This is a genomic window from Candidatus Competibacteraceae bacterium (assembly GCA_016713505.1).
Lineage (GTDB): Bacteria > Pseudomonadota > Gammaproteobacteria > Competibacterales > Competibacteraceae > Competibacter_A.
Map to the genome: position 1 here is coordinate 1,892,211 of JADJPA010000001.1, position 23,806 is coordinate 1,916,016.

Sequence of the window (23,806 nt, forward strand, 5' to 3'; positions counted from 1 at the left end):
GGTCGGCACGGTGGCAACGGTCTGAAGCATATCGAATTCCTTAAGGATCAAGGTCGGTTTCGCGCAAAAATAGCGAGCGCGATGAATGCACTTATCATGCCGATCTCTCGCATGGCGGTGCCATCCTCTGATCCCTCATGGAGTTGGCGGTTAGACCTGACTGATGGCGGCAGTCTGTGGGGCCATCCCATGCGACTCGAAGCAGCGCCAAACCACGCTGACCGCCAACGGATCGGCGACGCCGCCCGTGGGCGGCTTTTGCCGCCGGCGGCATCGATTCGCAGCCGTCAGAAAAGCGACAGGATGGGCGCCGTTCGCCAGTAGCGTTCCAGTTTCGCCCCGCCGTGTTTCAGAGGGGCGAGATCAATGAGGCGGCGGGGCGCCGCGCGGTGGTGTCCTTCTCAGCGGATCGCTGAGGGTCAAAACCTTTTCGCCCGACCCGGATTCCGGTAAAAATGTAGGCTTCCCGCGATCACTGCTGGCTAAGAGCGGGTGGATGCGGCGGATAGGAATGGTGCCGAAGCAGATTAAGTTGATGACTGACAATAGGATACATGCGCCATGCTGCTGATGATCGACAATTATGATTCCTTTACCTACAACTTGGTGCAGTATTTTGGCGAATTGGGCGAACAGGTGAGGGTTTACCGCAACGATCAGATTACCCCGGATGAAATCGCCGCGCTCGATCCCGAACGCATCGTCCTCTCACCCGGACCCTGCACCCCTAACGAGGCCGGGGTGTCGCTGGCGGTGATCGACACTTTTGCCGGACAAGTTCCGATCCTGGGGGTTTGTTTGGGCCATCAGAGCATCGGTCAGGCGTTTGGCGGCCGTATCGTGCGCGCCGGCGAGGTCATGCACGGCAAAACCTCCGCCGTCCATCACAACGGCCAGGGTGTGTTCGCCGATCTGCCCAATCCCTTTACCGTGGTCCGCTATCATTCCCTGGTGATCGACAAGGCCACCGCCCCGGATTGTCTGGAGGTCACCGCCTGGACGCAGACGGCGGCTGGCGCGCTCGATGAAATCATGGGGGTCCGGCATAAAACGTTACCGGTCGAGGGCGTGCAATTTCATCCCGAATCCATCTTGACCGAGCACGGCCACGCCCTACTCCACAATTTCCTCAAACTGCGCCACTGAACGGCCGCGGAGACCTTGTTCATGTCCATCACTCCCCAGGAAGCCCTGCAACGCACCATCGAGCACCGGGAAATCTTTTACGACGAAATGCTGTCGCTGATGCGCCAGATCATGGCCGGCGAGATTTCACCGGTGATGACCGCCGCCATTCTCACCGGTTTGCGGGTCAAGAAGGAAACCATCAGTGAAATCACCGCCGCCGCCATAGTGATGCGCGAGCTATCCACCAAGGTCCACGTGCCACCCCCGCACGAGCATTTTGTGGATATTGTCGGCACCGGGGGCGACGGCTCGCACACCTTTAACATTTCCACCACGGCGATGTTCGTGGCCGCCGCCGCCGGCGCGCGGGTGGCCAAACACGGCAATCGCGGGGTCTCCTCCAAATCCGGCAGCGCCGACGTGCTGGAAGCGCTCGGCGTGCGGCTCGACCTGCCCGCCGAGCGGGTGGCCGAGTGCATCGCGGAAACCGGCATCGGTTTCATGTTCGCGCCGAACCATCACACCGCGATGAAAAACGTCGCGCCGGTGCGCCGTGAGATGGGGGTACGCACCATCTTTAACATTCTCGGCCCGCTGACTAATCCGGCCAGCGCGCCGAACCAGCTCATGGGGGTGTTTCATCCCGATTTGGTCGGGATTCAGGTGCGCGTCATGCAGCGGCTGGGCGCGCGGCATGTGCTCGTAGTCTGGGGCAAGGACGGCATGGACGAAATTTCGCTAGGGGCCGCTACCTTGGTCGGAGAACTCAAGAACGGTGAGATTCTGGAGTACGAGATCCACCCCGAGGATTTTGGCTTGGCGATGATGTCCAGCCGCAATCTCAAGGTTGAAAGCGCGGAACAATCCAAGACGATTCTGCTGGCGGTGCTCGACAACGAACCCGGCACGGCGCGCGATATCGTCGCACTCAACGCTGGCGCGGCGCTGTATGCCGCCGACCGGGTCAGTTCCATCGCCGAAGGCATCGAACAGGCGCGGGAGGCGCTGGCCAGCGGTAAAGCCAAAGCGAAGTTGGACGAGTTCGTTCACTGCACCCAAAAGCTCTCGGCATGAGCGATATCCCCGACGTGCTCCAGCGCATCCTCGCCCGCAAGGCCGAGGAAATCGCCGAACGCCGCCAGCGGCTCGATTTGGCCGACGTGCGCCGGCAAGCGGAAACCGCGCCGCCGACTCGGCCGTTTCTGGCCCAACTGAAAGCCGCTAGCGCGCGCGGCGAGCCGGCGGTCATCGCTGAAATCAAGCGCGCTTCGCCCAGCAAGGGGTTATTGCGCGATCCATTTCAGCCGGCGGAGATCGCCCGCAGCTACGCCGCCGCTGGGGCAACCTGTCTGTCGGTGCTGACCGACCGCGACTTCTTTCAGGGCTGCGAAGCCTATTTACAAGAGGCGCGCGCGGCCTGCGAGTTGCCGGTGCTGCGCAAGGATTTCACCATCGATCTTTATCAGGTTTATGAAGCCCGCGCGATTGGCGCGGACTGCATTTTGCTGATCGTGGCGGCTCTGGACGATACCGCGCTGCGCGAACTGACACAACTGGCCGTCGGACTGGGCATGGACGTGTTGGTGGAAATTCACGATGCGGGCGAGCTGGAGCGGGCGCTCGTGCTGGACACGCCGCTGCTCGGCGTCAACAACCGCAACCTGCGCACCTTTGCAACTCGGCTGGACATCACCCTCGATCTGCTATCCCGCATCCCACCCGACCGCACCGTGGTCACTGAAAGCGGGATTCATACCCCAGCGGATGTCGCGCTGATGCGCGAGCGCGGCGTCCATACTTTTCTGGTCGGCGAAGCCTTGATGCGAGCGGCGGACCCCGGCGCCAAGCTGGCCGAATTGTTCGGGATATCAGGCCGAAACGACCAAAACGCCTTGCGAGAACACCGATGAAAACCCGCATCACCTGGCTGGAAGACATGAGCTACGTCGCGCGCTCGGCCAGCGGCCATGCTTTGGTGTTGGACGGCCCGCCAGAACTGGGTGGGCGCAACCTCGGCCCGCGACCGATGGAGCTGTTGTTGATGGGTATGGGCGGCTGCACGGCGGTCGATGTGGTTAACATTCTGCGCAAGGCCCGACAGGATTTGCGGGGATGCGAGCTGCAATTGGATGCCGACCGCGCCGACAGCGATCCTAAAGTCTTCACCGCCATCCGCGTGCATTTCATCCTGACCGGCAAAGACTTGAACGCCAAGCACGTCGAGCGCGCCATCGAACTGTCCGCCGAGAAATATTGCTCCGCCTCGATCATGCTCGGCAAAACCGCGCAAATCAGCCACAGCTTTGAGATTCGTGACGCTTGAAGAAGCGTCCGTGCAATGGCAGCGTGGCCGCCTGAACCTGTTATACTCGCGCCCTTTCCGAACGGGATGCCAGTACGCTGAGCGGTTTCTCGATTGTTCCGCCTGCGAGGAGAGGCGATGACTCCTAGGCCCATGCCCAGACTGCGGTTGCAGGGTTTCAACAATCTGACGAAAACGCTCAGCTTCAATATCTACGATATCTGCTATACCGCGACCCCGCAGCAGCAGGAACGCTATCTGGCGTACATCGACGAGGCGTACAACGCCGAACGCCTCACCGAGATTCTGAGCAACGTCGCCGCGATCATCGGCGCCAATATCCTCAACGTCGCCCGCCAAGACTACGAGCCGAACGGGGCCAGCGTCACCCTGCTGATTTCCGAGGAACCCGTCGCCTCCGATAAGCTGTCCAACTCGGAAGCGCCGGGGCCGCTGCCGGAAGCGGTGATCTGCCATCTCGACAAGAGTCACATCACGGTTCACACCTACCCGGAAAGCCACCCCGACAACGGCATCAGCACCTTTCGGGCCGATATCGACGTATCGACCTGCGGCCGCATCTCGCCGCTCAAAGCCCTGAACTACCTGATTCACAGCTTCGAGTCGGACATCGTGTTAATCGACTATCGGGTGCGCGGCTTCACCCGTGATGTGAGCGGCAAGAAGCATTTCATCGATCACCAGATCAATTCGATCCAAAACTACCTGTCCAAGGACACCCGCGAGCGGTATCAGCTGATCGATGTCAACGTCTATCAGGAACATATCTTTCACACCAAAATGATTCTGAAAGACTTCGACTTGAACAATTATCTGTTCGGCGTGGACAAACCGGCCGTACCGGCGCGCGAGCAGTTAGAAATCGAGCGGCGGGTGCGGCGGGAGATGGCGGAAATCTTTTACGGCGAAAACCTGCACAAGGGCCTGCGGGTTTAGCCGCTTGACCCCCGCGCCAGTTGGCGCCGCCCTCCCCTCCAGCCGACGGGGGAAGATTCGATCAGACCCAATACGTAGTTTTGGTCATTATTTTCGATACGCCCTCCATCAGCAACCGGATCGGCAGCGGCAACCGCGCGCCGCCGGCGACCACCGCGTTGGTGGCGTGCCGGGCTTCGTCTTCCTTCATTTGCTCCAGAATCGCCCGGCTGGCTCGATCCTGTTCCGGCAAGCGCTTCAGGTGCGAATCGAGGTGCTGGACCACTTGATATTCGGTCTCGGCGACGAAGCCCAGGCTCCAACGGTCGCCGACCTTGCCAGCCAGCGCGCCGATGGCGAAAGACCCGGCATAGAACAACGGGTTGAGAATGCTGGTCCGGCTGTCCAACTCCTTCAGCCGCGCCTCACACCACGCCAGATGATCGTTTTCCTCGTCGGCGGCTCGCTCCATGCGATCCCGCACTTTATCCAGATCAGCAGTCAGCGCCTGACCTTGATACAGCGCTTGGGCGCACACTTCGCCGGTATGGTTGACCCGCATCAAACGGGCCGACAACTGTTGTTCGGCGGGTGGTAATTCGGAAGCCTGAACGGCATCGGCGCTCGGCCGGGATCGGCCGGTTGTCGCCGGACGGCCAAACAGGGTGCGGATCGCCTGATCCAAATTGCCGAGCAGAACGTCGGCGGGCGTATAGTAACGAGTCGTCATGCGCGGGTAAGCTCAAATCCTGGAGAAGAATCAAGTGTCTTATTATCGCTATCACGTCTTTTTTTGCACCAACTTGCGCGCTGATGGCTCGCAATGCTGCCAGCAATACGGGGCTCAGGAAGCGCGCGATTACGTCAAGCGGCGCGTCAAGGAACTGGGGTCCGCCATACCCCATAAAGTGCGTATCAACACCGCCGGTTGCATGGATCGCTGCGCCGAAGGTCCGACCATCGTCATTTATCCCGAAGCGATCTGGTACACCTATGTGGACCATAGCGATCTGGATGAGATCGTGGAGCAACACCTCATCAAAGGCCAACCGGTGGAACGGCTGCGAATTTAGCTTCCCCGCTAGAGCCTTACGTCGCTTTTAGCGCTAGCGCACCCTTGTAAGGCGCACGCCTCTTGAGTAGAATGCCCGACTCCCTACGCGGACACGGATTTTTGGAGCCTGTCATAATGAAAACTTTCAGCGCCAAGCCGGCCGAGGTCAAGCGCGACTGGTACGTCATCGATGCCTCGGATAAGGTTCTGGGCCGGCTGTCGACGGAAGTCGCCCGCCGCTTGCGGGGCAAGCACAAGCCCGAGTATACCCCCCATGTCGACACCGGCGATTACATCATCGTGGTCAACGCCGCGAAAGTACGGGCGACCGGCCGCAAGGAAACCGATAAATTTTACTACAGAACAACAGGCTATGTAGGAAATATCAAATCGATTTCCTTGGAAAAATTATTGAAGACCGCCCCGGAGCGCGTCATTCAAATCGCGGTCAAGGGCATGTTGCCCAAAAACCCCCTCGGGCGGGCCATGTTCCGCAAGCTGAAAGTGTACGCGGGCTCCGAACACGAGCACGCCGCCCAGCAGCCGCGGCCGCTGGACCTGAAGGGCTAACCTGTCGGAATAGCAAACGGAACCATCGAGAATGATCGAGAATCAGCATTACGGCACCGGCCGACGCAAAACCGCCACCGCCCGCGTGTTTCTGCGGCCCGGCGCCGGCCGCATCACCGTCAACCAGCGTCCCTTGGACGAATATTTCGGCCGGGAAACGTCTCGGATGGTCGTCCATCAAGCGTTGGACGCGGCTGCCCTCAATGATCGGTTTGATGTTTATGTCACGGTCAAGGGCGGCGGCATCACCGGTCAGGCGGGCGCGATTCGCCATGGCCTGACCCGTGCTTTGATCGAGTATGATGACAGCTTGCGGGCACCGTTGCGCAAAGCCGGCTTCGTCACCCGCGACGCTCGCGAGGTAGAACGGAAAAAGGTCGGCCTGCGCAAGGCTCGCCGCGCCACCCAATACTCGAAGCGTTGATCTTTCAATCGCTTATTGGGGGATCGTCTAGCGGCAGGACTACGGACTCTGACTCCGTCAACCTAGGTTCGAATCCTAGTCCCCCAACCATCATCAAACCCACCTCAACCGTAGTGAGATGGGTTTTTTATTGCTTGATTGTAAAAAAACAACAAATGTTGTTTTTTAAAAACAAAAATTAAATTTTGTGTTTTTTTTGAAAAAATCAGTTGCATTTGTGCCGCAAAATGCGTATAAATTTCATCAACGCGTTTTCAACATCCTTTTGTTGTGTACTTGCAACACAAACCTAGGAGTTTACGTTTATGAAAAAGTCCGCACTTGCGTTGGCCGTAGCCACCGCGCTGGTTGGTTTTGGCTCCGCCGCCTACGCTGACACCACGCTGTACGGTTCGGCCCGAGTCTCTCTTGACTACGTCGACGAAAATACCAATAGAGATGTTGGCGACTTCGTTTCAGGTCTGTTCGATGGCGATGGGTATCTGGATATCGTCAACAACGCTTCCCGCCTGGGCGTGCGCGGTGAAGAGGATCTGGGCGGCGGTCTGTCGGCCATCTACCAATACGAATTCGGCGTCGATGTGACCGAAGGCGGCAACTTAAACAGCAACCGCCCGAAGTGGGTCGGTCTGAAAGGGGGCTTTGGCTCCCTCACCGTCGGCACGCAGTGGACGCCGTATTACAACGTGATCGGCATCGGCGATATTTTCAACAGCAGCCGGGTGTTCGGTAACTATATTTATCTCGGCAATACGTTCGCCACGCGGATGGACAACAGCCTCGTCTATACGACCCCCAATCTCAGCGGTTTCAGCGCCCAGGCGATGCTGGTTATGAACGGCTCTTGTAATCCGGCCAAAGACGCCGCCTTCTGCCGGTCCGCCGCCGACAACAAGTTGCCCTCCAACCTCAGCGACACTGTTGACATGTGGAACATCGGGTTGTCGTACAAGAATGGTCCGTTCTTTGCCGGCGCGACTTATCTGGCGCTGGAAGGTCCGGACTTAGGCCCGCTGGCCCCGACGCCGGACGGCGATCAGTGGGGTGTGGCGCTGGGCTATAATTCTGGTCCGTTCGCCGTCACCTTGGCTTACGAAGATGGCGACGTCAACACGCTGTTCCCCGATAATTCCAAGAATTACTACCTGACTGGCCAGTACACCTTCGGCCCCAATATCATCCGCGCCGCCTACGGCCATGTGGATCCTGACAGCAAGGCCGTCGGTGTTGACGAAATTGACAACTATGCCGTGGGCTATCAGTACAACTTCAGCAAGCGTACCCGGCTTTGGGTCGAATACGTCGGCCGGACCAGCGACAGTGTTTATGGCGACGGCAACGCTGTTTCCATCGGTACCCGCCACGATTTCTAAGTTTTACTTGGCGTGACCGGTTGTTAAAAACGGGTACCTACGGGTGCCCGTTTTCATTTTCGCCGTTTGCAACCTCTTCCGTTGTTTTAATGAAAATCTAGTTGTTTTTTTATAAACAAAAAGTTGTGTTTTTGATGAACTTCGTATATAACTTGTGCTGAATCACTTTTGAAATTCATCTCTAATCAAACATCCAATTGATTGGAAATGAATTTTTAAATTGGATATCACTCTTAGACCATCGGGAAATTCCGCCATGAAAAAGTCCATAATCGCCTTGGCTGTCTCAACCGCGCTCGTTGTTCCTCTTACCGGTCAGGCCGATACGATCCTGTACGGCTCGGCGCGAGTTTCCGTCGATTACGTCGATGAAGGCGGGAACAGTTTGAACGATTTGTTTGATAGCGATGGTTTTCTGGACGTCACTGACAATTCCTCGCGCCTTGGCGTCTTGGGTTCGGAGGAGTTGGGCGGTGGTTTGAGCGCCATCTACCAGTATGAGTTTGGCGTCGATATCACTGAAGGCGGCAACCTTACCAGCAACCGTCCCAAATTTGTCGGCTTAAAGGGCGGTTTCGGCCAAATTTCAGTGGGTACCCAGGAAACACCTTACTATCACATCGTAGGTATCGCGGACACTTTCAACAGCGGTAGAACCTTTGGACCTGGCGCATGGCTGGGCGGCGCTTTCGCCTTGGACGCCGTCGGTGAATTGAGCAACGTCCGTGGCCCGGGCGACTTGGTGCGCTCGGTGGACAGTCTTTACTACGCGACACCCGATGTTGCCGGTTTTGGCGCTGAAGCCATGCTCGTCATGGATGGAGTTGCTACCAATTCCGATCCTTTTTCCAAGAGCGTCGATATCTGGAATGTGGCGCTAAAATATAGCAACGGTCCCTTCTTCGCTGGCCTCAGCTATATCAAGATAAATGGGGATAGTAATATTGATCTTGGAAAAAACGACTTTGGACAAAATGTCGTTGCCAATTTTGATTTGGATCAATGGGCTTTGGGCTTGGGTTATAACTCTGGTCCGTTTGGGGTGGCGTTCATTTATGAGCGGGGTGACGTCAATGCAAACGGCCTGGGACGCAAGCTGAAGTTCGACGGATTATCGGTTTCAAGCGACGAGCCGCAAAGCTGGTACCTGACCGGCTCCTACAGCTTTGGCAACAATACCTTGCGGGCTGCTTACGGGCAGTTGGACGGCGGTATTGATGGTTTTGACAAGGTTGAGAATTACTTGGTCGGCTATCAGTACAACTTCAGCAAACGCACTTCAGTGTGGCTTGAATATATCGGCCGTAATGGTGATGAGTTGTTCTTCGGCGACCAAAACGCCATCTCCATCGGTACTCGCGTCGATTTCTAATCAAAAAAAGCCCGACTCCGGGCGTAAGGGCGACGGGCGCTGCTACGCAGCGCCCGTTTTTTGTCGTCTGCTACCCGCCCTCAAGGACGTAGCGTTCGCACACCGTCAGCGGTGCCCAATAGCAGGACATCCGCCGGCTGCCGTGCGAACAATCCGACCGTAACGACACCCACGATATTGTTGAATTCCGCTTCCAATGCCACGGGATCGAGAATTTGCAGGTTGTAGATATCCAGGATCAGGTTGCCGTTGTCGGTCATGAAATTCTCCCGTAAGACCGGCTGGCCGCCGCGCTTGAGCACCTCGCGCCCCACATGGCTGCGCGCCATCGGAATGACTTCCACCGGCAAGGGAAACGCGCCGAGCACCTCTACCAATTTGAATTGATCGGCGATGCAGACGAACCGTTCGCTGGCGGCCGCCACGATCTTCTCCCGGGTCAGCGCGCCACCACCGCCCTTGATGAGTTGCAACCGCCGGTTGGCTTCGTCCGCGCCGTCCACGTATAAGGGCAACGGACCGGCGGCATTCAAATCCAACAAGGGAATACCGGCCGCTTTCAGGCGCTGGGTCGTGGTCTCCGAACTCGATACCACCCCGTCGAGCCGGTGCTTGATGCGGGCCAGCGCGGCAATAAAATAATTGACCGTCGAACCGGTGCCGACGCCCAAAACCGTATCATCTCCCACATACTCCAGCGCGGCTTCGGCGGCGCGCTTTTTCATCTCGTCGTTGGACACGGAATTCTCTGCTTTCAGCCTTGACTATCGTTATGCACGACTATATCAAAAAAATTCTTACCGCCAGGGTCTACGATGTTGCCATCGAATCGCCACTGGAGACCATGAGCCGGCTGTCGCGGCGTTTGAACAATCGAGTGTTGCTCAAACGCGAGGACTTACAACCGGTGTTTTCCTTCAAGCTGCGCGGTGCTTATAACAAGATCGCCCATCTGCCGCGTGAAGCGCTGGAAAAGGGCATCATCTGCGCCTCGGCCGGCAACCACGCCCAAGGCGTCGCCCTGGCCGCCCAGCGGCTCGGCGCTAGGGCAACCATCGTCATGCCCCGCACCACGCCGGCGATCAAGATCCAGGCGGTACGCGACCGGGGCGGTAAGATCGTGCTATTTGGCGATACCTACGATGAAGCCTACCAACACGCCCGCCAGTTGGAAGCGGACAAAGGCCTGACTTTCATTCATCCTTACGACGACCCGGAGGTGATCGCCGGCCAAGGCACCATCGGCATGGAAATCCTGCGCCAGCACCCCGACCCGATCGAGGCGATTTTCATTGCGGTCGGTGGCGGCGGCTTGATCGCGGGCGTGGCCATTTACGTGAAATTCCTCCGACCCGACATCAAGCTCATCGGTGTGGAACCGGATGACGCCGCCTCGATGCACGAGGCGCTCAAGCACGGCCAGCGCGTCACGCTCGACCACGTTGGCCTGTTCGCCGACGGCGTGGCGGTGCGGCAAGTCGGCGCGGAAACCTTTCGGCTGGCCCAGCAAGTCGTCGATGACATCATCTTGGTGTCCACGGACGAAATTTGCGCCGCCACCAAGGACATTTTCGATGATACCCGCTCCATCGCCGAACCGGCCGGCGCGCTCGGCACGGCCGGCTTGAAAAAGTACGTGGAACGCACCGGCATCAGCAACGCCAACCTGATTGCGATCAACTGCGGCGCCAATATCAATTTCGACCGCTTGCGGCACGTTGCCGAGCGGGCTGAGTTGGGCGAACGGCGCGAGGCGCTGCTGGCGGTCACCATCCCCGAACAGCCGGGCAGCTTCCGCCGGTTTTGTCAGACCATCGGCAAGCGCTCCATTACCGAATTCAATTACCGCTACGCCGACGCCCGGCACGCCCATGTCTTTGCGGGTATTCAGCTCGCCGAGAGCGATGACGAAAAGCAGCGCATCATCGCCGCTTTGCGCGACCAAGGCTATCCGGTGGTGGACATGAGCGACAATGAAATGGCCAAACTGCATGTCCGTTACATGGTGGGCGGTCATGCCCCCGGCATCAGCGACGAGCTGTTGTATCGTTTTCAGTTTCCCGAACGGCCGGGCGCGCTGCTGAAGTTTCTGACCGGCATGGCGCATGGCTGGAATATCAGCTTATTTCATTACCGCAATCACGGCTCGGATTACGGTCGGGTGCTGGTCGGCATTCAGGTGCCGGCGGCGGAACGAGCGCGGTTTCAGCAGTTCGTTCAGGACCTGAATTATCCTTACCGCGATGAGACCGACAACCCCGCCTACCGGCTGTTTCTGGACGGTCAAGCCTAAACCCACCCAGCAGCGAATTTGAAAGCAAGATTCGGAGTGCGCAGGCTCGCGACCCTCGATAGAGTGCTAGTCCCGATCGGAAGGTTGAGAGAAATGCATGATGAACGCCGCCGCCAAAAACGCACAACGCGCCACCGCAACAGTCGACGATCCTCGGTGGGCTGCCCTCGTCGCCCGTAATCCCAAGGCCGACGGCACGTTTTTTTACTCGGTTGCGACCACGGGCGTTTACTGCCGACCCTCGTGCGCCGCGCGGCGGGCGCGACCGGAGCACGTCCGCTTCCATGCAACCGTCGCGGACGCCGAACACGCCGGCTTCCGACCCTGCAAGCGCTGCAAGCCCGATCAGCCGTCTTTGATCGCACAGCACGCGGCGAAAGTGACAGAAGCCTGCCGGCTGATCGAAAATGCCGAAACCGCGCCGAATCTTGAAGAATTGGCAAATCGAGTGGGACTCAGCGCTTATCACTTCCATCGAATCTTCAAGACGATCACGGGATTGACGCCGAGAGAGTACGCGGCGGCGCACCGCGCAAAAAAACTACGTCACCAACTCAACCGCGGCGGCACGGTGACAGAAGCCGTTTTTGAAGCCGGCTACAACGCCAACGGCCGTTTTTATGAAACATCGAACGAGATGCTGGGCATGACACCGACCAGCTATCGGGCGGGTGGCGCCAACACGGAAATTCGCTTTGCGGTCGGCGAATGTTCGCTCGGATCGATTCTTGTCGCCCAAAGCGAGCGGGGCATTTGCGCCATTTTCATGGGCGACGATCCCGACTCATTGGTCCGCGAACTGCAAGACCGTTTCCCGCGCGCCGCACTGATCGGCGATGATCTCGAATTTGAACAACGCGTTGCCCAGGTGGTCGGCTTTGTCGAACAGCCGTCCATCGGCCTGCACTTGCCGCTCGACGTGCGCGGCACGGCGTTCCAGCGGCGAGTCTGGCGGGCTTTACGTGAAATTCCGGCTGGCGAAACAGCGAGTTACACCGCTATCGCCCATCGAATCGGTTCACCCACCGCGGTGCGGGCGGTGGCGGGAGCGTGCGCGGCGAACCGCTTGGCGGTCGCTATTCCGTGCCATCGCGCGGTTCGCACTGACGGCGGCTTAGCCGGCTATCGCTGGGGGGTAGAGCGCAAGCGCGCGCTGCTGGCAAAGGAAGCCTTTCATGCGCGCGACGGTTGAAAGAGCCATGACATTGAGCCTGTTTACGGATGCGGAAGCGAGCCAGCAATGGCGTGAGGAACTGTGTTCCGGCGCGGTCGTGTTGCGCGGCTTCGCCCGCTCGGCTGGCGCGGCGCTGGTCGCGATGCTGCGGGACATCGCGATTCAGGCACCTTTTCGGCACATGGTCACGCCGGGCGGCTTTCGCATGTCGGTGGCGATGACCAACTGCGGTCGTTACGGTTGGGTGTCGGATGACAGCGGCTACCGCTACGATGCGCTCGATCCCGCAAGCGGCCGGCCTTGGCCTCCCATGCCGGAAGCCTTTTTGCAATTGGCTCAAGACGCGGCGGCGGCCGCCGGCTTTATCGAGTTTAAGCCAGAGGTCTGTCTCCTCAACCGTTACCAACCAGGCGCGCGACTGTCGTTGCATCAAGACAAGAACGAACGCGACTTTAGCGCGCCCATCGTCTCGGTCTCGCTGGGTTTGCCGGCGGTATTCCTGTTCGGTGGGCTGCGCCGAAATGACACGCCCGCGCGCGTGCCGCTGGCGCACGCGGACGTGGTGGTGTGGGGCGGACCCGCAAGGTTGCGCTATCACGGCGTCCTGCCGCTCAAAGCAGGTTATCACCCGTTGACAGGCGAACACCGCATCAACCTGACGTTCCGCAAAGCGGCCTAACGAGACGGCCGGTGCTCAAGCCTCCGCGCCATCCTCCAAATCCAGCACGAACCCCCACTGCGCCGCTGTGACCGGCAACACCGACAGGCGGTTACCTCGCCGCAGCAAGGCGAAATCCGCCAGTGCTTCAGGATACCGTTTCAACTCGGCCAGCGTGACGGGCCGGCGCAAACGCCGAATGAGCCGCACGTCCACTCGATACCAGCGCGGCTGCTCGCGCGAACTGGCGGGATCGTAATACGGACTTTCAGGATCGAAGGCGGTTTCATCGGGATAGCCCGCCCGCACGACTTCGACGATGCCGGCGATGGCCGGGTTCGGCGGGCCGGAGTGATAGAAAAATGCCTGATCGCCCAGGCGCAGGCTATCGCGGAGCAAATTGCGAGCCTGGTAGTTGCGCACCCCTTCCCAGGGCGTCGTTTGCGCCGGGGCGGTCTCCAGATCGGTAAAACCGAACGCGGTGGCGTCTGATTTCAACAGCCAATAGCCCATGGGTTCATCCCCTTGCCATTCCGTTCGTTGGGCCGAACACCTGCAAAGCCGCTTCAGTCGCCACCGCGTTCAAGGGCACATCCCAGGGTTGGCGGCGCAAGGGCTCAGCGGATTTCTGAAACTGATAGCCCAACCCCAACAGCAATGGCCGGTGGCCTCGGTAGCCGGAATCGCCTAAAAAAGCAAAACTGCGGTCGTAGAATCCCCCACCCATGCCAAAACGCGTACCGGTCGCATCAAAAGCCACCAAAGGGACTAACACCAAATCCAATTGCTCGGGCGCCAACCACTCCGACGGCGCAACGTCAGGTTCGGGAATGTTGAAGCGATTGCGGCGCAACGGTAAACCGGGCCGATAAGGAGCAAAGCGCAGCGCGTGAAACGGCGTATCAACCACCACGGGAAGATAGACCGTCTTGTTGGCGGTCCAGGCCACTTCCAACAACAGCGTCGGGTCCAGTTCACCGTTGCAGGCCCAGTACCCGGCGATCCGCTGGGCTTCGCCAAACAACGGCCAGACCGCGACCCGGCTGGCCACCGCCGCCGCCGCGTCCCGCCGTTCGATTTCAGACAACGCCCGGCGGGCGATCCGCAATCGCTGACGCAAGTCGTCCCGATCAGCCGTATCGCACACTGCTAAAGGCAGGATGTCGGAGTGAAAAAGATAAAGGCGACCGCAGTCGCCATGCTTTCAGGATAGGGGGCGCTCTCCGCCTGTGCCGTCTCGGACCTTTGCCCTTGAACCGCGCGGCTCAAGTGGGAACACAGAGCGGCGTATCAGGCTTCCCGCTACAAGGCGGACATGCACACCACACCGCTGACCGTTTCCCCGGGTAAAATCAACTAGGATCAAGGAGTACCCGGCCCACTACTCGAACACCGCAGAGAGCGCCCGAACCGAATAATCTAAATTCTCGGACAGATTATAACTCAACCGGGACGGCTTTACTAAGAACGTCATCAATTTTTTGCACTATCGCTTGCACATGGTAATTCACCAGCGCGTCCGTCTCATCAGATTGACGCCGCTGGTGTAACAATTCGTGACTGATGTTCATGGCGGCCATCACCGCAACCGCTTCCAAACTCAGCAGCTTGCTGCTGCGATCGCGTACTTCCCGCAGCTTTTCGTCGAGGTAGCGGCCAGCCTCCAACAAATCTTCCCGCTCGCCGGATGTGCAAGCAAATCGATACTCGCCGCCGAGCAGTTGGATCATTACGCCGATGGTTTCCTGGCTCATGGGGTTTGCTCCAAACTCTTGAGGCGCACGACCATCGCCTCGATCCGGGACCGCGATAGTTCGTTCTTCTCGTGCAATTGCTCGCACTTGGCCTGCAAGTCGTGCTGCTGCTCGCGCAAGCTTTGATTCTCCCGCAACAAGCGTTCGCAGAACTGCGCCAATTGTTCTACCCGTTCGGCCAGGATAGCCAACCCGCTGGCGGCCGTTTCGGTCACGCTATCGAGCGGATCGACCTCGGAAGGTACTACCGTTTCGTAAAGTTCATCGATTTTCATGGCAATACTATAGAGCGGCTTTTCCGATCAGGTCAATTTCGCGGTGCTATCGGCAGCGGCTTGCAGAGTGTTAGGATTGCCCGCACCGCACGTTGTTCGATTCCCCTTGCCCGGAAACCCTCATGTCCGCCACCAACCACCAGCCGATCTTCGAACGTCTGATCCGGTTGCTCGATCCGCTCGACCCCGCCGAAGTGCATGGGCTGCTGTGCGGGCTGTTGTGCGCCGACCGCGAACTCAGTCGCGAACAATGGCTGCTGCACGCCAGCGAACTTGCGGAGGATGACGTCGAACTCACCGAACCCGCCCGCGACGTTCTGCTCAAACTCTTCGAGTACGGCAGCGCGCAATTGAGCGGCGATCCCGACTGGTCCGTAACGCCGTTGTTGCCGGACGATGATACGCCGCTTTACCAGCGCACTCAGGCGCTGGGAACCTGGTGCCAGGGGTTGTTGTACGGCCTCGGTCTCGGCCGAGCGGCGGAGCGCGGCGAACTATCGCCGGAAAGCCAGGAATTTCTGCGCGATGCCACCGACATCGCACGGGTCGGCTTTGAAACGGACAACGCCAGCGAAGCCGATGAAACCGCTTATGCGGAAGTGGTCGAATACCTGCGAGTCGGCTTGCTGTTGGTCCAACAAGACTTGCACCGTTCCGCGCCACGGCACGGCCGCCTGCACTGACTTCACCAGCGACCCGCATGTTTGCCCGAACCATACCCGCCACCGTTTTCGCCCGCCGCCGCCGCGCCCTGATGGAGCAGATGGGTCCGGGCGCGATCGCCATCGTGCCCGCCGCCAACCAAGCTCTCCGCAATCGGGATGTCGATTACCCCTTCCGTCAGGACAGCGATTTTTACTATCTGACCGGCTTCCCGGAACCCGAAGCGATCGCGGTGCTGGTGCCCGGCGGCGAACAGGAATTTTTGCTGTTCTGCCGCGACCGCGATCCGCTCATGGAAACCTGGCACGGTCGCCGCGCCGGCCCGCAAGGCGCGGTGGAGCGCTACGGCGCCAACAACGCCCATCCCATCGCTGCCATCGACGAACGGTTGCCGCCGCTGCTGGAAAATCGGGAACGGGTGTATTACGCCATCGGCTACCATCCAGACTTCGACCGGCGGGTGATGGGATGGATCAATCAGGTACGCGGCAAGGCCAGAACCGGCGTTCGGGCCCCGACCACCTTCATCGCGCTGGAACACCTGCTGCACCCGATGCGGCTGCGCAAAGCGCCGGAAGAAATCGCGGTGATGCGCGAATCGGCCCGCATCGCCACCGCCGCGCACCGGCGGGCCATGGAAATCTGCCGGCCAGGCTTGATGGAATATCAGCTTGAAGCCGAAATTTTCCAAACTTTCCAGCGCAACGGGGCCGGCTGGGCCTATCCCTCCATCGTCGGCGGCGGCGCCAACAGCTGCATCCTGCACTATACCGAGAACAACGCGCCGCTGAACGCTGGGGAAATCGTGCTGATCGACGCGGGCGCGGAACTGGACGGCTACGCCTCCGACATCACCCGCAGTTTTCCGGTCGACGGCCGTTTTTCGGGCGAACAGCGCGCCGTCTACGAGCTGGTGCTGGCCGCCCAGAAAGCCGCCATCGCCAAGGTGCGGCCGGGCTGCCACTTCAACGAACCGCACGACGCCGCCGTCCGCGCCCTGGCCGAAGGGCTGATCGCGCTCGGTCTGCTGCACGGCGAAACCGACGAACTCATCAAAGCGGAAAGTTACAAACCTTTTTACATGCACCGCACCGGCCACTGGCTGGGAATGGACGTACACGATGTCGGCGACTACAAGACCGGCGACGACTGGCGGGTGTTCGAGCCGGGCATGGTCACCACCGTCGAGCCGGGCCTCTATATCGCCGCCGGCAGTAAAATCATCGATGCGAACTGGGCGCGGCTGGGCGTCTCGCTCGAAACCGAGCTGGACGAACGCTGGTGGCGGATCGGCATTCGCATCGAGGACGATGTGCTGGTCACAGCCGCTGGCCACGAAGTGCTGACCGCCGCGCCGAAAGAGATCGATGACATCGAAGCACTGATGCGGGCGAGCCGATGACGATACCGAATTATGACCTATTGATTGTCGGCGGCGGCATGGTCGGCGCCAGCCTGGCCTGCGCGCTGGCCGGTCAGGACTTACGGATTGGCCTGCTCGAAGCCGCGCCGCTCACCGTCAGCGCCCACCCCAGCTACGATGACCGCACCATCGCCCTCGCCCAAGGCACCAAGCGGATTTTTCAGACGCTCGGCTTGTGGGAAACGCTGGCGCCAACCGCCGCGCCGATCAAAAAAATCCACATCTCCGAACGCGGCGGCATCGGTTTCGCTCATCTCGACTGCCGCGAGGAAAAGGTGGACGCGCTGGGCTACGTGACCGAAGCGCGCCTGATCGGCGCGGCCCTGCTGGCGAAACTGCCGACTTTGAAGGGCGTCGAACTGCTCTGTCCGGCCCGGCTGGAGCAGATTAACGTCGAACCGGCGGCGGCTTGCGCCACCGTGCGGTTGGGTGATGAACGAACCGTCGAGCTCAGCGCCAGATTGGTGGTCGCCGCCGACGGCGCCCGTTCGCCGGTCCGCGAGCAGCTTGGCATCCCCGCCTTGCGCTGGGAATACGACCAACAGGCGGTCATCGCCAACGTCACCCCGACCCTGCCCCATCGACAGGTCGCCTACGAGCGCTTTACCGAGGACGGACCGGTGGCGGTGCTGCCGATGGCCGACAATCGCTGCGCGGTGGTTTGCACGGTGCGCGAGCCTGATGTGGCGGCGGTGCTGGCGCTGGACGACGCCGGCTTCATCGCCCTGCTCCACCACCGCTTCGGCGACCGGCTGGGGGCGTTTACACGGGTGGGCCGGCGGCAAGCCTATCCGCTGTTTCTGCTAAAATCCCGCGAACATGCGCGGACCCGCGTCGCGCTTATCGGCAATGCCGCGCACACGCTGCACCCCATCGCCGGGCAAGGTTTCAATCTCGGCATCCGCGACGTGGCGGCGCTGGCGGAGGTGATCGCGGACGCCGGGCGGAAGGGTCAGGACATCGGCGATTTGGCGGTGCTGGACCGGTATGCGGATTGGCGGCGTTGGGACCAGCGGCAAACCATCGCCTTCACCGACGCGCTGACCCGACTGTTCGTCAACCCGCTGCCGCCGGTGCGGGCCGCGCGCAATCTGGGCCTGCTGGCGTTCGATCTCCTACCGCCGCTCAAGCACTGGTTCGCCCGACAGACCATGGGCCTGGACGGACGCTTGCCGAAGCTGGCCCGAGGTCTGCCGCTGACGGCGTGAGCTTCCGGCATATTCAGTCAGATAACGTCTTAACCGTATGAACACAGATTACGATCTCATTATCGCCGGCGGCGGCATGGTCGGCTCGGCGCTGGCTTGCGCGTTGGGCCAGAGCGAGCTGCGCATCGCGCTGCTCGAAGGTGTACCGTTGGAGCGCACCCGACCGGCCGACGCGATCGATCTGCGGGTTTCCGCCATCAGCCGCGCCTCGCAGCGCATCTTCGCGGCGGTGGGCGCGTGGGATGGCATGACCGCGTGGCGGGTCAGCCCGTTTCGCGACATGCGGGTCTGGGATTCAACCGGTTTCGGCCAGATTCATTTCGACAGCGCCGCCATCGGCGAACCGCTCTTGGGCTGGATCATCGAAAATCGGGTGATCCAGTTTACGCTGTTGGAACGAGCCAGCCAGTTGCCAGCGGTCGAACTGCTCTGTCCGGCGGCATTGGAATCCGCGCACGTGATGGACGACAACCGTTGGCGGGCTCAGTTGAGCGACGGCCGCGAACTGACCGCCCGCTTGTTGGTCGGGGCGGACGGCGCCCAATCCAAGGTCCGGCAATGGGCCGGCATCGATACCGGCGGCTGGAGTTACGATCAGAAAGGCCTCGTCGCCAACGTCCGTACCGCCGAACCGCATCAGGAAACCGCCTGGCAGCGCTTCCTGCCGACCGGGCCGCTGGCCTTTCTGCCCTTGCACGACGGCCGCTGCTCCATCGTTTGGTCCACCACCCCCGACCAAGCCGATTTTCTGCTGGCGCTGGATGAATACGAGTTCGGGCAGGCGCTGGGGGAGGCCTTCGAATGGCGGCTCGGCTCCATCGTCCAGATCGGCCAGCGCGGCGCGTTTCCGCTGCGCTTGCAGCACACGCATCAGTACGTCAAACCCGGACTCGCCTTGATCGGTGACGCCGCGCATGTGGTGCATCCGCTGGCGGGACAGGGCGTCAATCTGGGACTGCTGGATGCGGCAACGCTCGCCGAGGTCGTTCTGGATGGTGTCGCTGTCGAGCAGGATATCGGATCGCTCAAGGTCTTGCGGCGTTACGAACGCTGGCGAAAGGGCGACAACTTGTTGATGTTGGGGGTAATGGACGGTTTCAAGCGGTTGTTCGGCGCGTCTCTGCCGCCGCTTCCCCTGCTGCGCAACCTCGGCCTCACGCTGACCGATGCCGCCGGACCGCTCAAGAACTTGATCGCCCGGCGGGCGATGGGCTTGGAAGGCGATCTGCCGCGCCTGGCGCGCGCCGTTCTATAAGCGATTCCATGTCCGACTATCCCCTTTGTCGCCTGGACCAATTGCCCGAAGGCCAAAGCAAAGGCATCACCGTCCGGCCTGACGCCCGCTACGCCGACCTGCTGGTGGTGCGCACTGGCGCGGGGATTTTCGCCTATCGCAACCGCTGCCCGCATACCGGCGCGCCGATGGAATGGGAACCCGATCAATTTCTCGATTACACCAACACCCTGATTCAGTGCGGCATTCACGGCGCGCTGTTTCGGATCGAAGACGGGTACTGCGTTTCCGGCCCTTGCGCCCGACAATCCTTGCAGCGCATCGCCGTGGCCGAAAAAGACGGTTGGCTGATCGCGCTCGAACCCCTGGAGCGGGCGCGTGACTGAAGCGCCGGTCATCCAGGTGGAGGATTTGCGCAAGCACTACGGGACGGTGCGGGCCGTGGACGGCATCCGTTTCTCGGTCGCGCGCGGCGCCACCTGCGCGCTGCTGGGCGGCAACGGCGCCGGCAAAACCACCACTATCGCCATGCTGTTGGGATTGTTGCTGCCGAGCGGCGGCCAGATTCGGATTCTCGGCGAAGACATCCCGCGCCAGCGTTACCGGGTGTTGCCGCGCATGAACTTTTCTTCGCCGTACATGGACTTGCCGCAGCGGCTGACCGTGTGGGAAAACCTGACCGTTTACGCGCGCTTGTACGGCGTGCGCCACAGCCGCGCGCGTCTGGCGACGCTGGGCCGAGAGCTGGACATCGACGCTTTTTTCAAGCGTCCTTACGGCACGTTGTCCGCCGGTCAAAAAACCCGCGTCGTACTGGCCAAGGCGCTGCTGAACGAGCCGGAAATCCTGTTGTTGGACGAACCGACCGCTTCGCTCGACCCCGACACCGCCGACCGGATGCGCTCGATTCTGACCGACTATCGGGACCGCAGCGGTGCGACTTTGCTGCTGGCGTCGCACAACATGAGTGAAGTCGAACGGCTCTGCGACCAAGTCATCATGTTGCGCGCCGGTCATATCGTCGCCACCGGCGCGCCGCGCGAGTTGATCCAGCGCTACGGCCGCAAGGACATGGAAGAAGTGTTTCTCGACATCGCGCGTGGCATTCAAAGTGGCGAAGTAATGGCATGAACCCGATTTCCCCGCAGCGCATCGGCGCGCTGGCGCTGCGCTATCTCTATCTGCTGCGCAGTTCCTGGATTCGCATCGTCGAGCTGGCCTATTGGCCGACCGTGCAAATGATCCTGTGGGGTTTCATCACCCGCTATCTGGCCGGCCACAGCGACGTGATCCATCAGGCCACCGGCCTGCTGCTGTCGGGCGTGCTGCTGTGGGATGTGCTGTTTCGCAGCCAATTGGGCCTGTCGGTGGTGTTCTTTGAGGAACTGCACTCCCGTAACCTAGGCCAACTGTTCATCAGCCCGCTGCAACCGCTGGAATTGATTTTGTCCCTGATGCTGGTCAGTCTGGCGCGCACCCTGATCGGCGTTGGCATCGCGGTGCTGCTGGCCATGCCGTTTTACGGCTTCAATCTGTTCCAACTTGGACCATCGCTAGCCAGCTTCTTCTTGAATCTGATCCTGATGGGTTGGGCCATCGGCCTGATGGTATCGGCGTTAGTGTTGCGTAATGGCATGGGCGCGGAAAGCATCGCCTGGGCGGCGATCTTCGCCATCGCGCCGCTGTGCGGCATCTATTACCCGATCAGCACCCTGCCCGGCTGGCTGCAACCGCTGTCCTGGGCGCTGCCGGCCAGCCACGTATTCGAAGGAATGCGCTCGGTGCTGCTGCATCAGACCTTTCGAGCGGATTATCTGCTGTACGCTCTGTTGTTGAACGCCGGTTATCTCGCGCTCGGCGTCAGCGTGTTTCTGGGCGCCATTCACGGGGCGCGGGAGCGCGGTTCCCTGTTGCAGTCGGGGGAATGACCATCCATTATTTCAGCCCCTCATCGGCTTGGTTTCCTGTTCCAATCGCGCTTGAGAGCTGGCGAAACCTTGCTATTTTCATGCGCCGGTTCGCTGGCCGATCCCAACAGCGCAGCGTACCGCTCCTTGCCGAGAGTTAAGACCATGATCCAGCGAATCCTCGAACAACTGATTTTCGCCAGCCGCTGGCTGCTGGTGCCGATCTATCTGGCGCTGGCGGCCATCCTGATCTTATTCGGCGTTAAGGCGACGCAGGAAACCATTCACCTGTTCGACCGGGTGCTGGTCATGACGGCAACCGAAGTCGTCATGGCCGGCCTGGCGCTGATCGACCTGGCGCTGATCGCCAACCTGCTGATGATGGTGGTTCTGAGCAGTTACGAAACCTTTGTGTCGACCATGGACTTAGGCGAAGGGCAGCAAAAGCCGGCCTGGCTGGGCCGGATGGATGCCGCGACCCTCAAAATCAAACTGGCGGTGTCAATCGTGGCCATTTCCTCGATTCACTTGCTCAAAGCGTTCATGAACTTCAAGACCGGCGATACCCAAGAGCTTTTTTGGCTGATGGTGGTCCATATCGCTTTTGTGCTTTCGGCGCTGTTGATGGCGTTGATCGACAAGATCGCGTTCAGCCAACATCGCCAACATTAGGTTTGAATCCGCTCGGCACGCGCCGGAGCAACCCCCATTGCCGGACGTCGGCTATCGGCGGCCGACAGCCAAGGTTGCGACCTATCACGGTACATTTGTAGACAGCACCCTGTCGACCTTAAGCGTGACTTCGTAGTTCTGATAGCCGATCGGCAGGCTCCCAGGGAGCTGCTTGCCGGAATTGGGCACGCCAATTTCTCGCGCCAGTTTGTCGAAGTGTCGGCGAGCGTTGTGGTTGGCCTGACTACCGAACATGCTGAACGTTTTCTGACCCAGCCGCCTCGCCTCTTGAGCGGCCGCGACGATCATACTGCGATGGGCCGCCTTGACCGTGACCGCATCCGCGCCCAAGGCGATCATCTCATCGACCCGATAAACGATCTTTCCGCCTTGGTTCTGCACGCCCGCTTTCAACAGATCGCCCGAAGCAAATCGCAAATTGGCCGAGGGCAAATTCCCGCCGGTCATGCCCGGTATCATCTTCCGCACCAAACTGGCCGAAGCCTTCGGCACCGCTTTCCACGCCACCTCCGCCGCCTGGGCCGGCGCCGCCCGAGCAGGCACCTGACCCGCCACGTGGCCCGCCGCCGAGGCGCTGGTCCGCACCTTCACCAGCTCCAGCAAAAAGCGTCCGAGCCGGGCAAACCCTTCCGCGCCCGGCCGGGCTTGTTCGGTTTCCAGCACCATGCTGACGATGTTGGGCGCGGTGTTCTTGTCGAACAAGCGCGGGTAGATTTTGTAGTTTTGCAGATTTCGGTAATAAACGTAGATGGTGGCGCCGCCCGCGCTCGGCTGCTGGACGGATCTGAGAATGGCGGCATAGTCCAACTCGACGGTAACGCCGGACTCGTGATCGACCGTGAACTTGCCGGTGGCGACATCGTAGTGGCCGGCGCTGACCCGGTCGACATACGCGGGATCGTTGCGGTAGGCGTCGGGGCCGATACCGTCGAGCAAGTCCTCGTTTGGATTGAGCAGTTGCCCTTTGCTGATGACCTCCAGCCGCAAACCGGGAGCGTAGTCAATCGCCCACGGGTCGGCGCCGTCGAGCACGACGTAGAAACGCAGCCCCCCGCCGTCAGCTCCGTGGATGGTCCATTTTTTTACGGTTTTATGGGCGGTCAGTTTGTAGATGCCCGGCCTGAGATCGGTATCGACCGTACCCTGGTGGGCGGGCGCCGACCCCGCGAGGAACACGGCATCGCCCGTGCTATGACCGGGCAGCAATTCGATGCGTATGGCAGTAATCATGGGAATACCTCCAGCCTGTGGCCGTCCTTTTCGTCGCTCTGGAATCGGCCGGAGAATTGTCGCCGTTACCGAACGCGATGCGGCCGATCCGTCGCTGGAAGTATTCCGCCAGTTCATTTCCGGGCAATTTCGCCC

General features: G+C 60.4%; 28 protein-coding genes, 1 tRNA gene and 1 other RNA gene. 22 read left to right on the plus strand and 8 right to left on the minus strand.

What is annotated here, in order from left to right; translation table 11 throughout:
• Positions 1–561 precede the first annotated feature (561 nt).
• From IPK09_08555 to speD, 5 genes are all read left to right on the plus strand, one after another.
• On the plus strand, positions 562–1,146 hold the full coding sequence (locus IPK09_08555) for an aminodeoxychorismate/anthranilate synthase component II (GenBank protein ID MBK7983667.1): 585 nt from the start codon (positions 562–564) through the stop codon (positions 1,144–1,146).
• A 21-nt stretch (positions 1,147–1,167) separates the two neighbouring features.
• Complete coding sequence (gene trpD / locus IPK09_08560) at positions 1,168–2,202, plus strand: anthranilate phosphoribosyltransferase (GenBank protein MBK7983668.1); 1,035 nt, start codon at positions 1,168–1,170, stop codon at positions 2,200–2,202.
• A complete protein-coding gene (gene trpC, locus IPK09_08565; protein ID MBK7983669.1) occupies positions 2,199–3,038 on the plus strand; it encodes an indole-3-glycerol phosphate synthase TrpC in 840 nt (279 codons plus the stop codon). Before trpD ends, trpC begins: the two co-directional genes overlap by 4 nt.
• A complete protein-coding gene (locus tag IPK09_08570) occupies positions 3,035–3,451 on the plus strand; it encodes an OsmC family protein (protein ID MBK7983670.1) in 417 nt (138 codons plus the stop codon). Before trpC ends, IPK09_08570 begins: the two co-directional genes overlap by 4 nt.
• Positions 3,452–3,583: 132 nt before the next feature.
• The gene (gene speD / locus IPK09_08575) at positions 3,584–4,387 is read left to right on the plus strand and encodes an adenosylmethionine decarboxylase (GenBank protein ID MBK7983671.1); all 804 of its coding nucleotides are present in this window, start codon (positions 3,584–3,586) and stop codon (positions 4,385–4,387) included.
• A gap of 61 nt (positions 4,388–4,448) precedes the next feature.
• Here speD and coq7 read toward each other — a convergent pair whose 3' ends face one another.
• Positions 4,449–5,096 (minus strand): 2-polyprenyl-3-methyl-6-methoxy-1,4-benzoquinone monooxygenase, encoded by a 648-nt coding sequence (coq7, locus tag IPK09_08580; protein MBK7983672.1) that lies wholly within the window; start codon positions 5,094–5,096, stop codon positions 4,449–4,451.
• Between the two features lie 34 nt (positions 5,097–5,130).
• Here coq7 and IPK09_08585 point away from each other — a divergent pair, with 34 nt between their 5' ends.
• The 6 genes from IPK09_08585 (at position 5,131) to IPK09_08610 (ending at position 9,159) form a co-directional block, all read left to right on the plus strand.
• A complete protein-coding gene (locus IPK09_08585; protein MBK7983673.1) occupies positions 5,131–5,439 on the plus strand; it encodes a (2Fe-2S) ferredoxin domain-containing protein in 309 nt (102 codons plus the stop codon).
• Positions 5,440–5,555: 116 nt separating this feature from the next.
• A complete protein-coding gene (gene rplM, locus IPK09_08590) occupies positions 5,556–5,990 on the plus strand; it encodes a 50S ribosomal protein L13 (protein ID MBK7983674.1) in 435 nt (144 codons plus the stop codon).
• Positions 5,991–6,021: 31 nt separating this feature from the next.
• Positions 6,022–6,414 carry a 30S ribosomal protein S9 gene (rpsI, locus tag IPK09_08595; protein MBK7983675.1) on the plus strand — a complete coding sequence of 131 codons (393 nt, stop codon included), beginning with the start codon at positions 6,022–6,024 and terminating at the stop codon, positions 6,412–6,414.
• Between the two features lie 16 nt (positions 6,415–6,430).
• Positions 6,431–6,504 (plus strand) — tRNA-Gln (locus tag IPK09_08600).
• Between the two features lie 215 nt (positions 6,505–6,719).
• Entirely contained in the window at positions 6,720–7,787 is a 1,068-nt protein-coding gene (locus IPK09_08605) for a porin (protein ID MBK7983676.1), read from the plus strand.
• Between the two features lie 256 nt (positions 7,788–8,043).
• Positions 8,044–9,159 carry a porin gene (locus IPK09_08610; protein ID MBK7983677.1) on the plus strand — a complete coding sequence of 372 codons (1,116 nt, stop codon included), beginning with the start codon at positions 8,044–8,046 and terminating at the stop codon, positions 9,157–9,159.
• A gap of 80 nt (positions 9,160–9,239) precedes the next feature.
• On the opposite strand, the gene rpiA is transcribed toward IPK09_08610, so the two are convergent.
• On the minus strand, positions 9,240–9,899 hold the full coding sequence (gene rpiA / locus IPK09_08615) for a ribose-5-phosphate isomerase RpiA (GenBank protein ID MBK7983678.1): 660 nt from the start codon (positions 9,897–9,899) through the stop codon (positions 9,240–9,242).
• A gap of 32 nt (positions 9,900–9,931) precedes the next feature.
• Between rpiA and ilvA the strand changes: the two genes are divergently transcribed.
• The 3 genes from ilvA (at position 9,932) to alkB (ending at position 13,305) form a co-directional block, all read left to right on the plus strand.
• On the plus strand, positions 9,932–11,452 hold the full coding sequence (ilvA, locus tag IPK09_08620; protein MBK7983679.1) for a threonine ammonia-lyase, biosynthetic: 1,521 nt from the start codon (positions 9,932–9,934) through the stop codon (positions 11,450–11,452).
• Positions 11,453–11,552: 100 nt separating this feature from the next.
• Positions 11,553–12,644, plus strand: a complete 1,092-nt coding sequence (gene ada / locus IPK09_08625) for a bifunctional DNA-binding transcriptional regulator/O6-methylguanine-DNA methyltransferase Ada (GenBank protein MBK7983680.1) — start codon at positions 11,553–11,555, stop codon at positions 12,642–12,644.
• A 7-nt stretch (positions 12,645–12,651) separates the two neighbouring features.
• On the plus strand, positions 12,652–13,305 hold the full coding sequence (alkB, locus tag IPK09_08630; protein ID MBK7983681.1) for a DNA oxidative demethylase AlkB: 654 nt from the start codon (positions 12,652–12,654) through the stop codon (positions 13,303–13,305).
• 15 nt (positions 13,306–13,320) lie between these two features.
• Here alkB and IPK09_08635 read toward each other — a convergent pair whose 3' ends face one another.
• The 5 genes from IPK09_08635 to IPK09_08655 form a co-directional block, all read right to left on the minus strand.
• Positions 13,321–13,797, minus strand: a complete 477-nt coding sequence (locus tag IPK09_08635) for an EVE domain-containing protein (GenBank protein MBK7983682.1) — start codon at positions 13,795–13,797, stop codon at positions 13,321–13,323.
• 4 nt (positions 13,798–13,801) lie between these two features.
• Entirely contained in the window at positions 13,802–14,404 is a 603-nt protein-coding gene (locus IPK09_08640) for a 5-formyltetrahydrofolate cyclo-ligase (protein ID MBK7983683.1), read from the minus strand.
• 96 nt (positions 14,405–14,500) lie between these two features.
• A non-coding RNA gene (ssrS, locus tag IPK09_08645) (6S RNA) lies at positions 14,501–14,688 on the minus strand.
• A 32-nt stretch (positions 14,689–14,720) separates the two neighbouring features.
• Positions 14,721–15,038, minus strand: a complete 318-nt coding sequence (locus IPK09_08650) for a cell division protein ZapA (GenBank protein ID MBK7983684.1) — start codon at positions 15,036–15,038, stop codon at positions 14,721–14,723.
• Positions 15,035–15,313, minus strand: a complete 279-nt coding sequence (locus tag IPK09_08655; GenBank protein ID MBK7983685.1) for a TIGR02449 family protein — start codon at positions 15,311–15,313, stop codon at positions 15,035–15,037. The genes IPK09_08650 and IPK09_08655 overlap by 4 nt, the downstream gene beginning before the upstream one ends.
• Before the next feature lie 122 nt (positions 15,314–15,435).
• Here IPK09_08655 and IPK09_08660 point away from each other — a divergent pair, with 122 nt between their 5' ends.
• From IPK09_08660 to IPK09_08695, 8 genes are all read left to right on the plus strand, one after another.
• The gene (locus IPK09_08660; GenBank protein MBK7983686.1) at positions 15,436–15,996 is read left to right on the plus strand and encodes a UPF0149 family protein; all 561 of its coding nucleotides are present in this window, start codon (positions 15,436–15,438) and stop codon (positions 15,994–15,996) included.
• Between the two features lie 17 nt (positions 15,997–16,013).
• Positions 16,014–17,378, plus strand: a complete 1,365-nt coding sequence (gene pepP / locus IPK09_08665) for a Xaa-Pro aminopeptidase (GenBank protein ID MBK7983687.1) — start codon at positions 16,014–16,016, stop codon at positions 17,376–17,378.
• Positions 17,375–18,607, plus strand: a complete 1,233-nt coding sequence (gene ubiH / locus IPK09_08670) for a 2-octaprenyl-6-methoxyphenyl hydroxylase (GenBank protein ID MBK7983688.1) — start codon at positions 17,375–17,377, stop codon at positions 18,605–18,607. Before pepP ends, ubiH begins: the two co-directional genes overlap by 4 nt.
• Positions 18,608–18,644: 37 nt before the next feature.
• Entirely contained in the window at positions 18,645–19,862 is a 1,218-nt protein-coding gene (locus IPK09_08675; GenBank protein ID MBK7983689.1) for a UbiH/UbiF/VisC/COQ6 family ubiquinone biosynthesis hydroxylase, read from the plus strand.
• Between the two features lie 8 nt (positions 19,863–19,870).
• Complete coding sequence (locus IPK09_08680; protein MBK7983690.1) at positions 19,871–20,227, plus strand: Rieske (2Fe-2S) protein; 357 nt, start codon at positions 19,871–19,873, stop codon at positions 20,225–20,227.
• Positions 20,220–20,972 (plus strand): ABC transporter ATP-binding protein, encoded by a 753-nt coding sequence (locus tag IPK09_08685; protein MBK7983691.1) that lies wholly within the window; start codon positions 20,220–20,222, stop codon positions 20,970–20,972. Before IPK09_08680 ends, IPK09_08685 begins: the two co-directional genes overlap by 8 nt.
• A complete protein-coding gene (locus tag IPK09_08690) occupies positions 20,969–21,769 on the plus strand; it encodes an ABC transporter permease (GenBank protein MBK7983692.1) in 801 nt (266 codons plus the stop codon). The genes IPK09_08685 and IPK09_08690 overlap by 4 nt, the downstream gene beginning before the upstream one ends.
• Positions 21,770–21,913: 144 nt before the next feature.
• Entirely contained in the window at positions 21,914–22,420 is a 507-nt protein-coding gene (locus IPK09_08695) for a TIGR00645 family protein (protein MBK7983693.1), read from the plus strand.
• A gap of 84 nt (positions 22,421–22,504) precedes the next feature.
• Here the strand turns inward: IPK09_08695 and IPK09_08700 are convergent, their stop codons facing one another.
• A complete protein-coding gene (locus IPK09_08700; GenBank protein ID MBK7983694.1) occupies positions 22,505–23,671 on the minus strand; it encodes a hypothetical protein in 1,167 nt (388 codons plus the stop codon).
• Between the last annotated feature and the right edge of the window lie 135 nt (positions 23,672–23,806).

What these genes read in the sequence shown, in the direction of transcription:
- IPK09_08555 (MBK7983667.1), top strand. Translation starts at nt 562, where the DNA reads ATGCTGCTGATGATCGACAATTATGATTCCTTTACCTACAACTTGGTG.
- trpD (MBK7983668.1), top strand. Translation starts at nt 1,168, where the DNA reads ATGTCCATCACTCCCCAGGAAGCCCTGCAACGCACCATCGAGCACCGG.
- trpC (MBK7983669.1), top strand. Translation starts at nt 2,199, where the DNA reads ATGAGCGATATCCCCGACGTGCTCCAGCGCATCCTCGCCCGCAAGGCC.
- IPK09_08570 (MBK7983670.1), top strand. Translation starts at nt 3,035, where the DNA reads ATGAAAACCCGCATCACCTGGCTGGAAGACATGAGCTACGTCGCGCGC.
- speD (MBK7983671.1), top strand. Translation starts at nt 3,584, where the DNA reads ATGCCCAGACTGCGGTTGCAGGGTTTCAACAATCTGACGAAAACGCTC.
- coq7 (MBK7983672.1), bottom strand. Translation starts at nt 5,096, where the DNA reads ATGACGACTCGTTACTATACGCCCGCCGACGTTCTGCTCGGCAATTTG.
- rplM (MBK7983674.1), top strand. Translation starts at nt 5,556, where the DNA reads ATGAAAACTTTCAGCGCCAAGCCGGCCGAGGTCAAGCGCGACTGGTAC.
- rpsI (MBK7983675.1), top strand. Translation starts at nt 6,022, where the DNA reads ATGATCGAGAATCAGCATTACGGCACCGGCCGACGCAAAACCGCCACC.
- IPK09_08605 (MBK7983676.1), top strand. Translation starts at nt 6,720, where the DNA reads ATGAAAAAGTCCGCACTTGCGTTGGCCGTAGCCACCGCGCTGGTTGGT.
- IPK09_08610 (MBK7983677.1), top strand. Translation starts at nt 8,044, where the DNA reads ATGAAAAAGTCCATAATCGCCTTGGCTGTCTCAACCGCGCTCGTTGTT.
- ilvA (MBK7983679.1), top strand. Translation starts at nt 9,932, where the DNA reads ATGCACGACTATATCAAAAAAATTCTTACCGCCAGGGTCTACGATGTT.
- ada (MBK7983680.1), top strand. Translation starts at nt 11,553, where the DNA reads ATGAACGCCGCCGCCAAAAACGCACAACGCGCCACCGCAACAGTCGAC.
- alkB (MBK7983681.1), top strand. Translation starts at nt 12,652, where the DNA reads ATGACATTGAGCCTGTTTACGGATGCGGAAGCGAGCCAGCAATGGCGT.
- IPK09_08635 (MBK7983682.1), bottom strand. Translation starts at nt 13,797, where the DNA reads ATGGGCTATTGGCTGTTGAAATCAGACGCCACCGCGTTCGGTTTTACC.
- IPK09_08650 (MBK7983684.1), bottom strand. Translation starts at nt 15,038, where the DNA reads ATGAGCCAGGAAACCATCGGCGTAATGATCCAACTGCTCGGCGGCGAG.
- IPK09_08655 (MBK7983685.1), bottom strand. Translation starts at nt 15,313, where the DNA reads ATGAAAATCGATGAACTTTACGAAACGGTAGTACCTTCCGAGGTCGAT.
- IPK09_08660 (MBK7983686.1), top strand. Translation starts at nt 15,436, where the DNA reads ATGTCCGCCACCAACCACCAGCCGATCTTCGAACGTCTGATCCGGTTG.
- pepP (MBK7983687.1), top strand. Translation starts at nt 16,014, where the DNA reads ATGTTTGCCCGAACCATACCCGCCACCGTTTTCGCCCGCCGCCGCCGC.
- ubiH (MBK7983688.1), top strand. Translation starts at nt 17,375, where the DNA reads ATGACGATACCGAATTATGACCTATTGATTGTCGGCGGCGGCATGGTC.
- IPK09_08675 (MBK7983689.1), top strand. Translation starts at nt 18,645, where the DNA reads ATGAACACAGATTACGATCTCATTATCGCCGGCGGCGGCATGGTCGGC.
- IPK09_08680 (MBK7983690.1), top strand. Translation starts at nt 19,871, where the DNA reads ATGTCCGACTATCCCCTTTGTCGCCTGGACCAATTGCCCGAAGGCCAA.
- IPK09_08690 (MBK7983692.1), top strand. Translation starts at nt 20,969, where the DNA reads ATGAACCCGATTTCCCCGCAGCGCATCGGCGCGCTGGCGCTGCGCTAT.
- IPK09_08695 (MBK7983693.1), top strand. Translation starts at nt 21,914, where the DNA reads ATGATCCAGCGAATCCTCGAACAACTGATTTTCGCCAGCCGCTGGCTG.
- IPK09_08700 (MBK7983694.1), bottom strand. Translation starts at nt 23,671, where the DNA reads ATGATTACTGCCATACGCATCGAATTGCTGCCCGGTCATAGCACGGGC.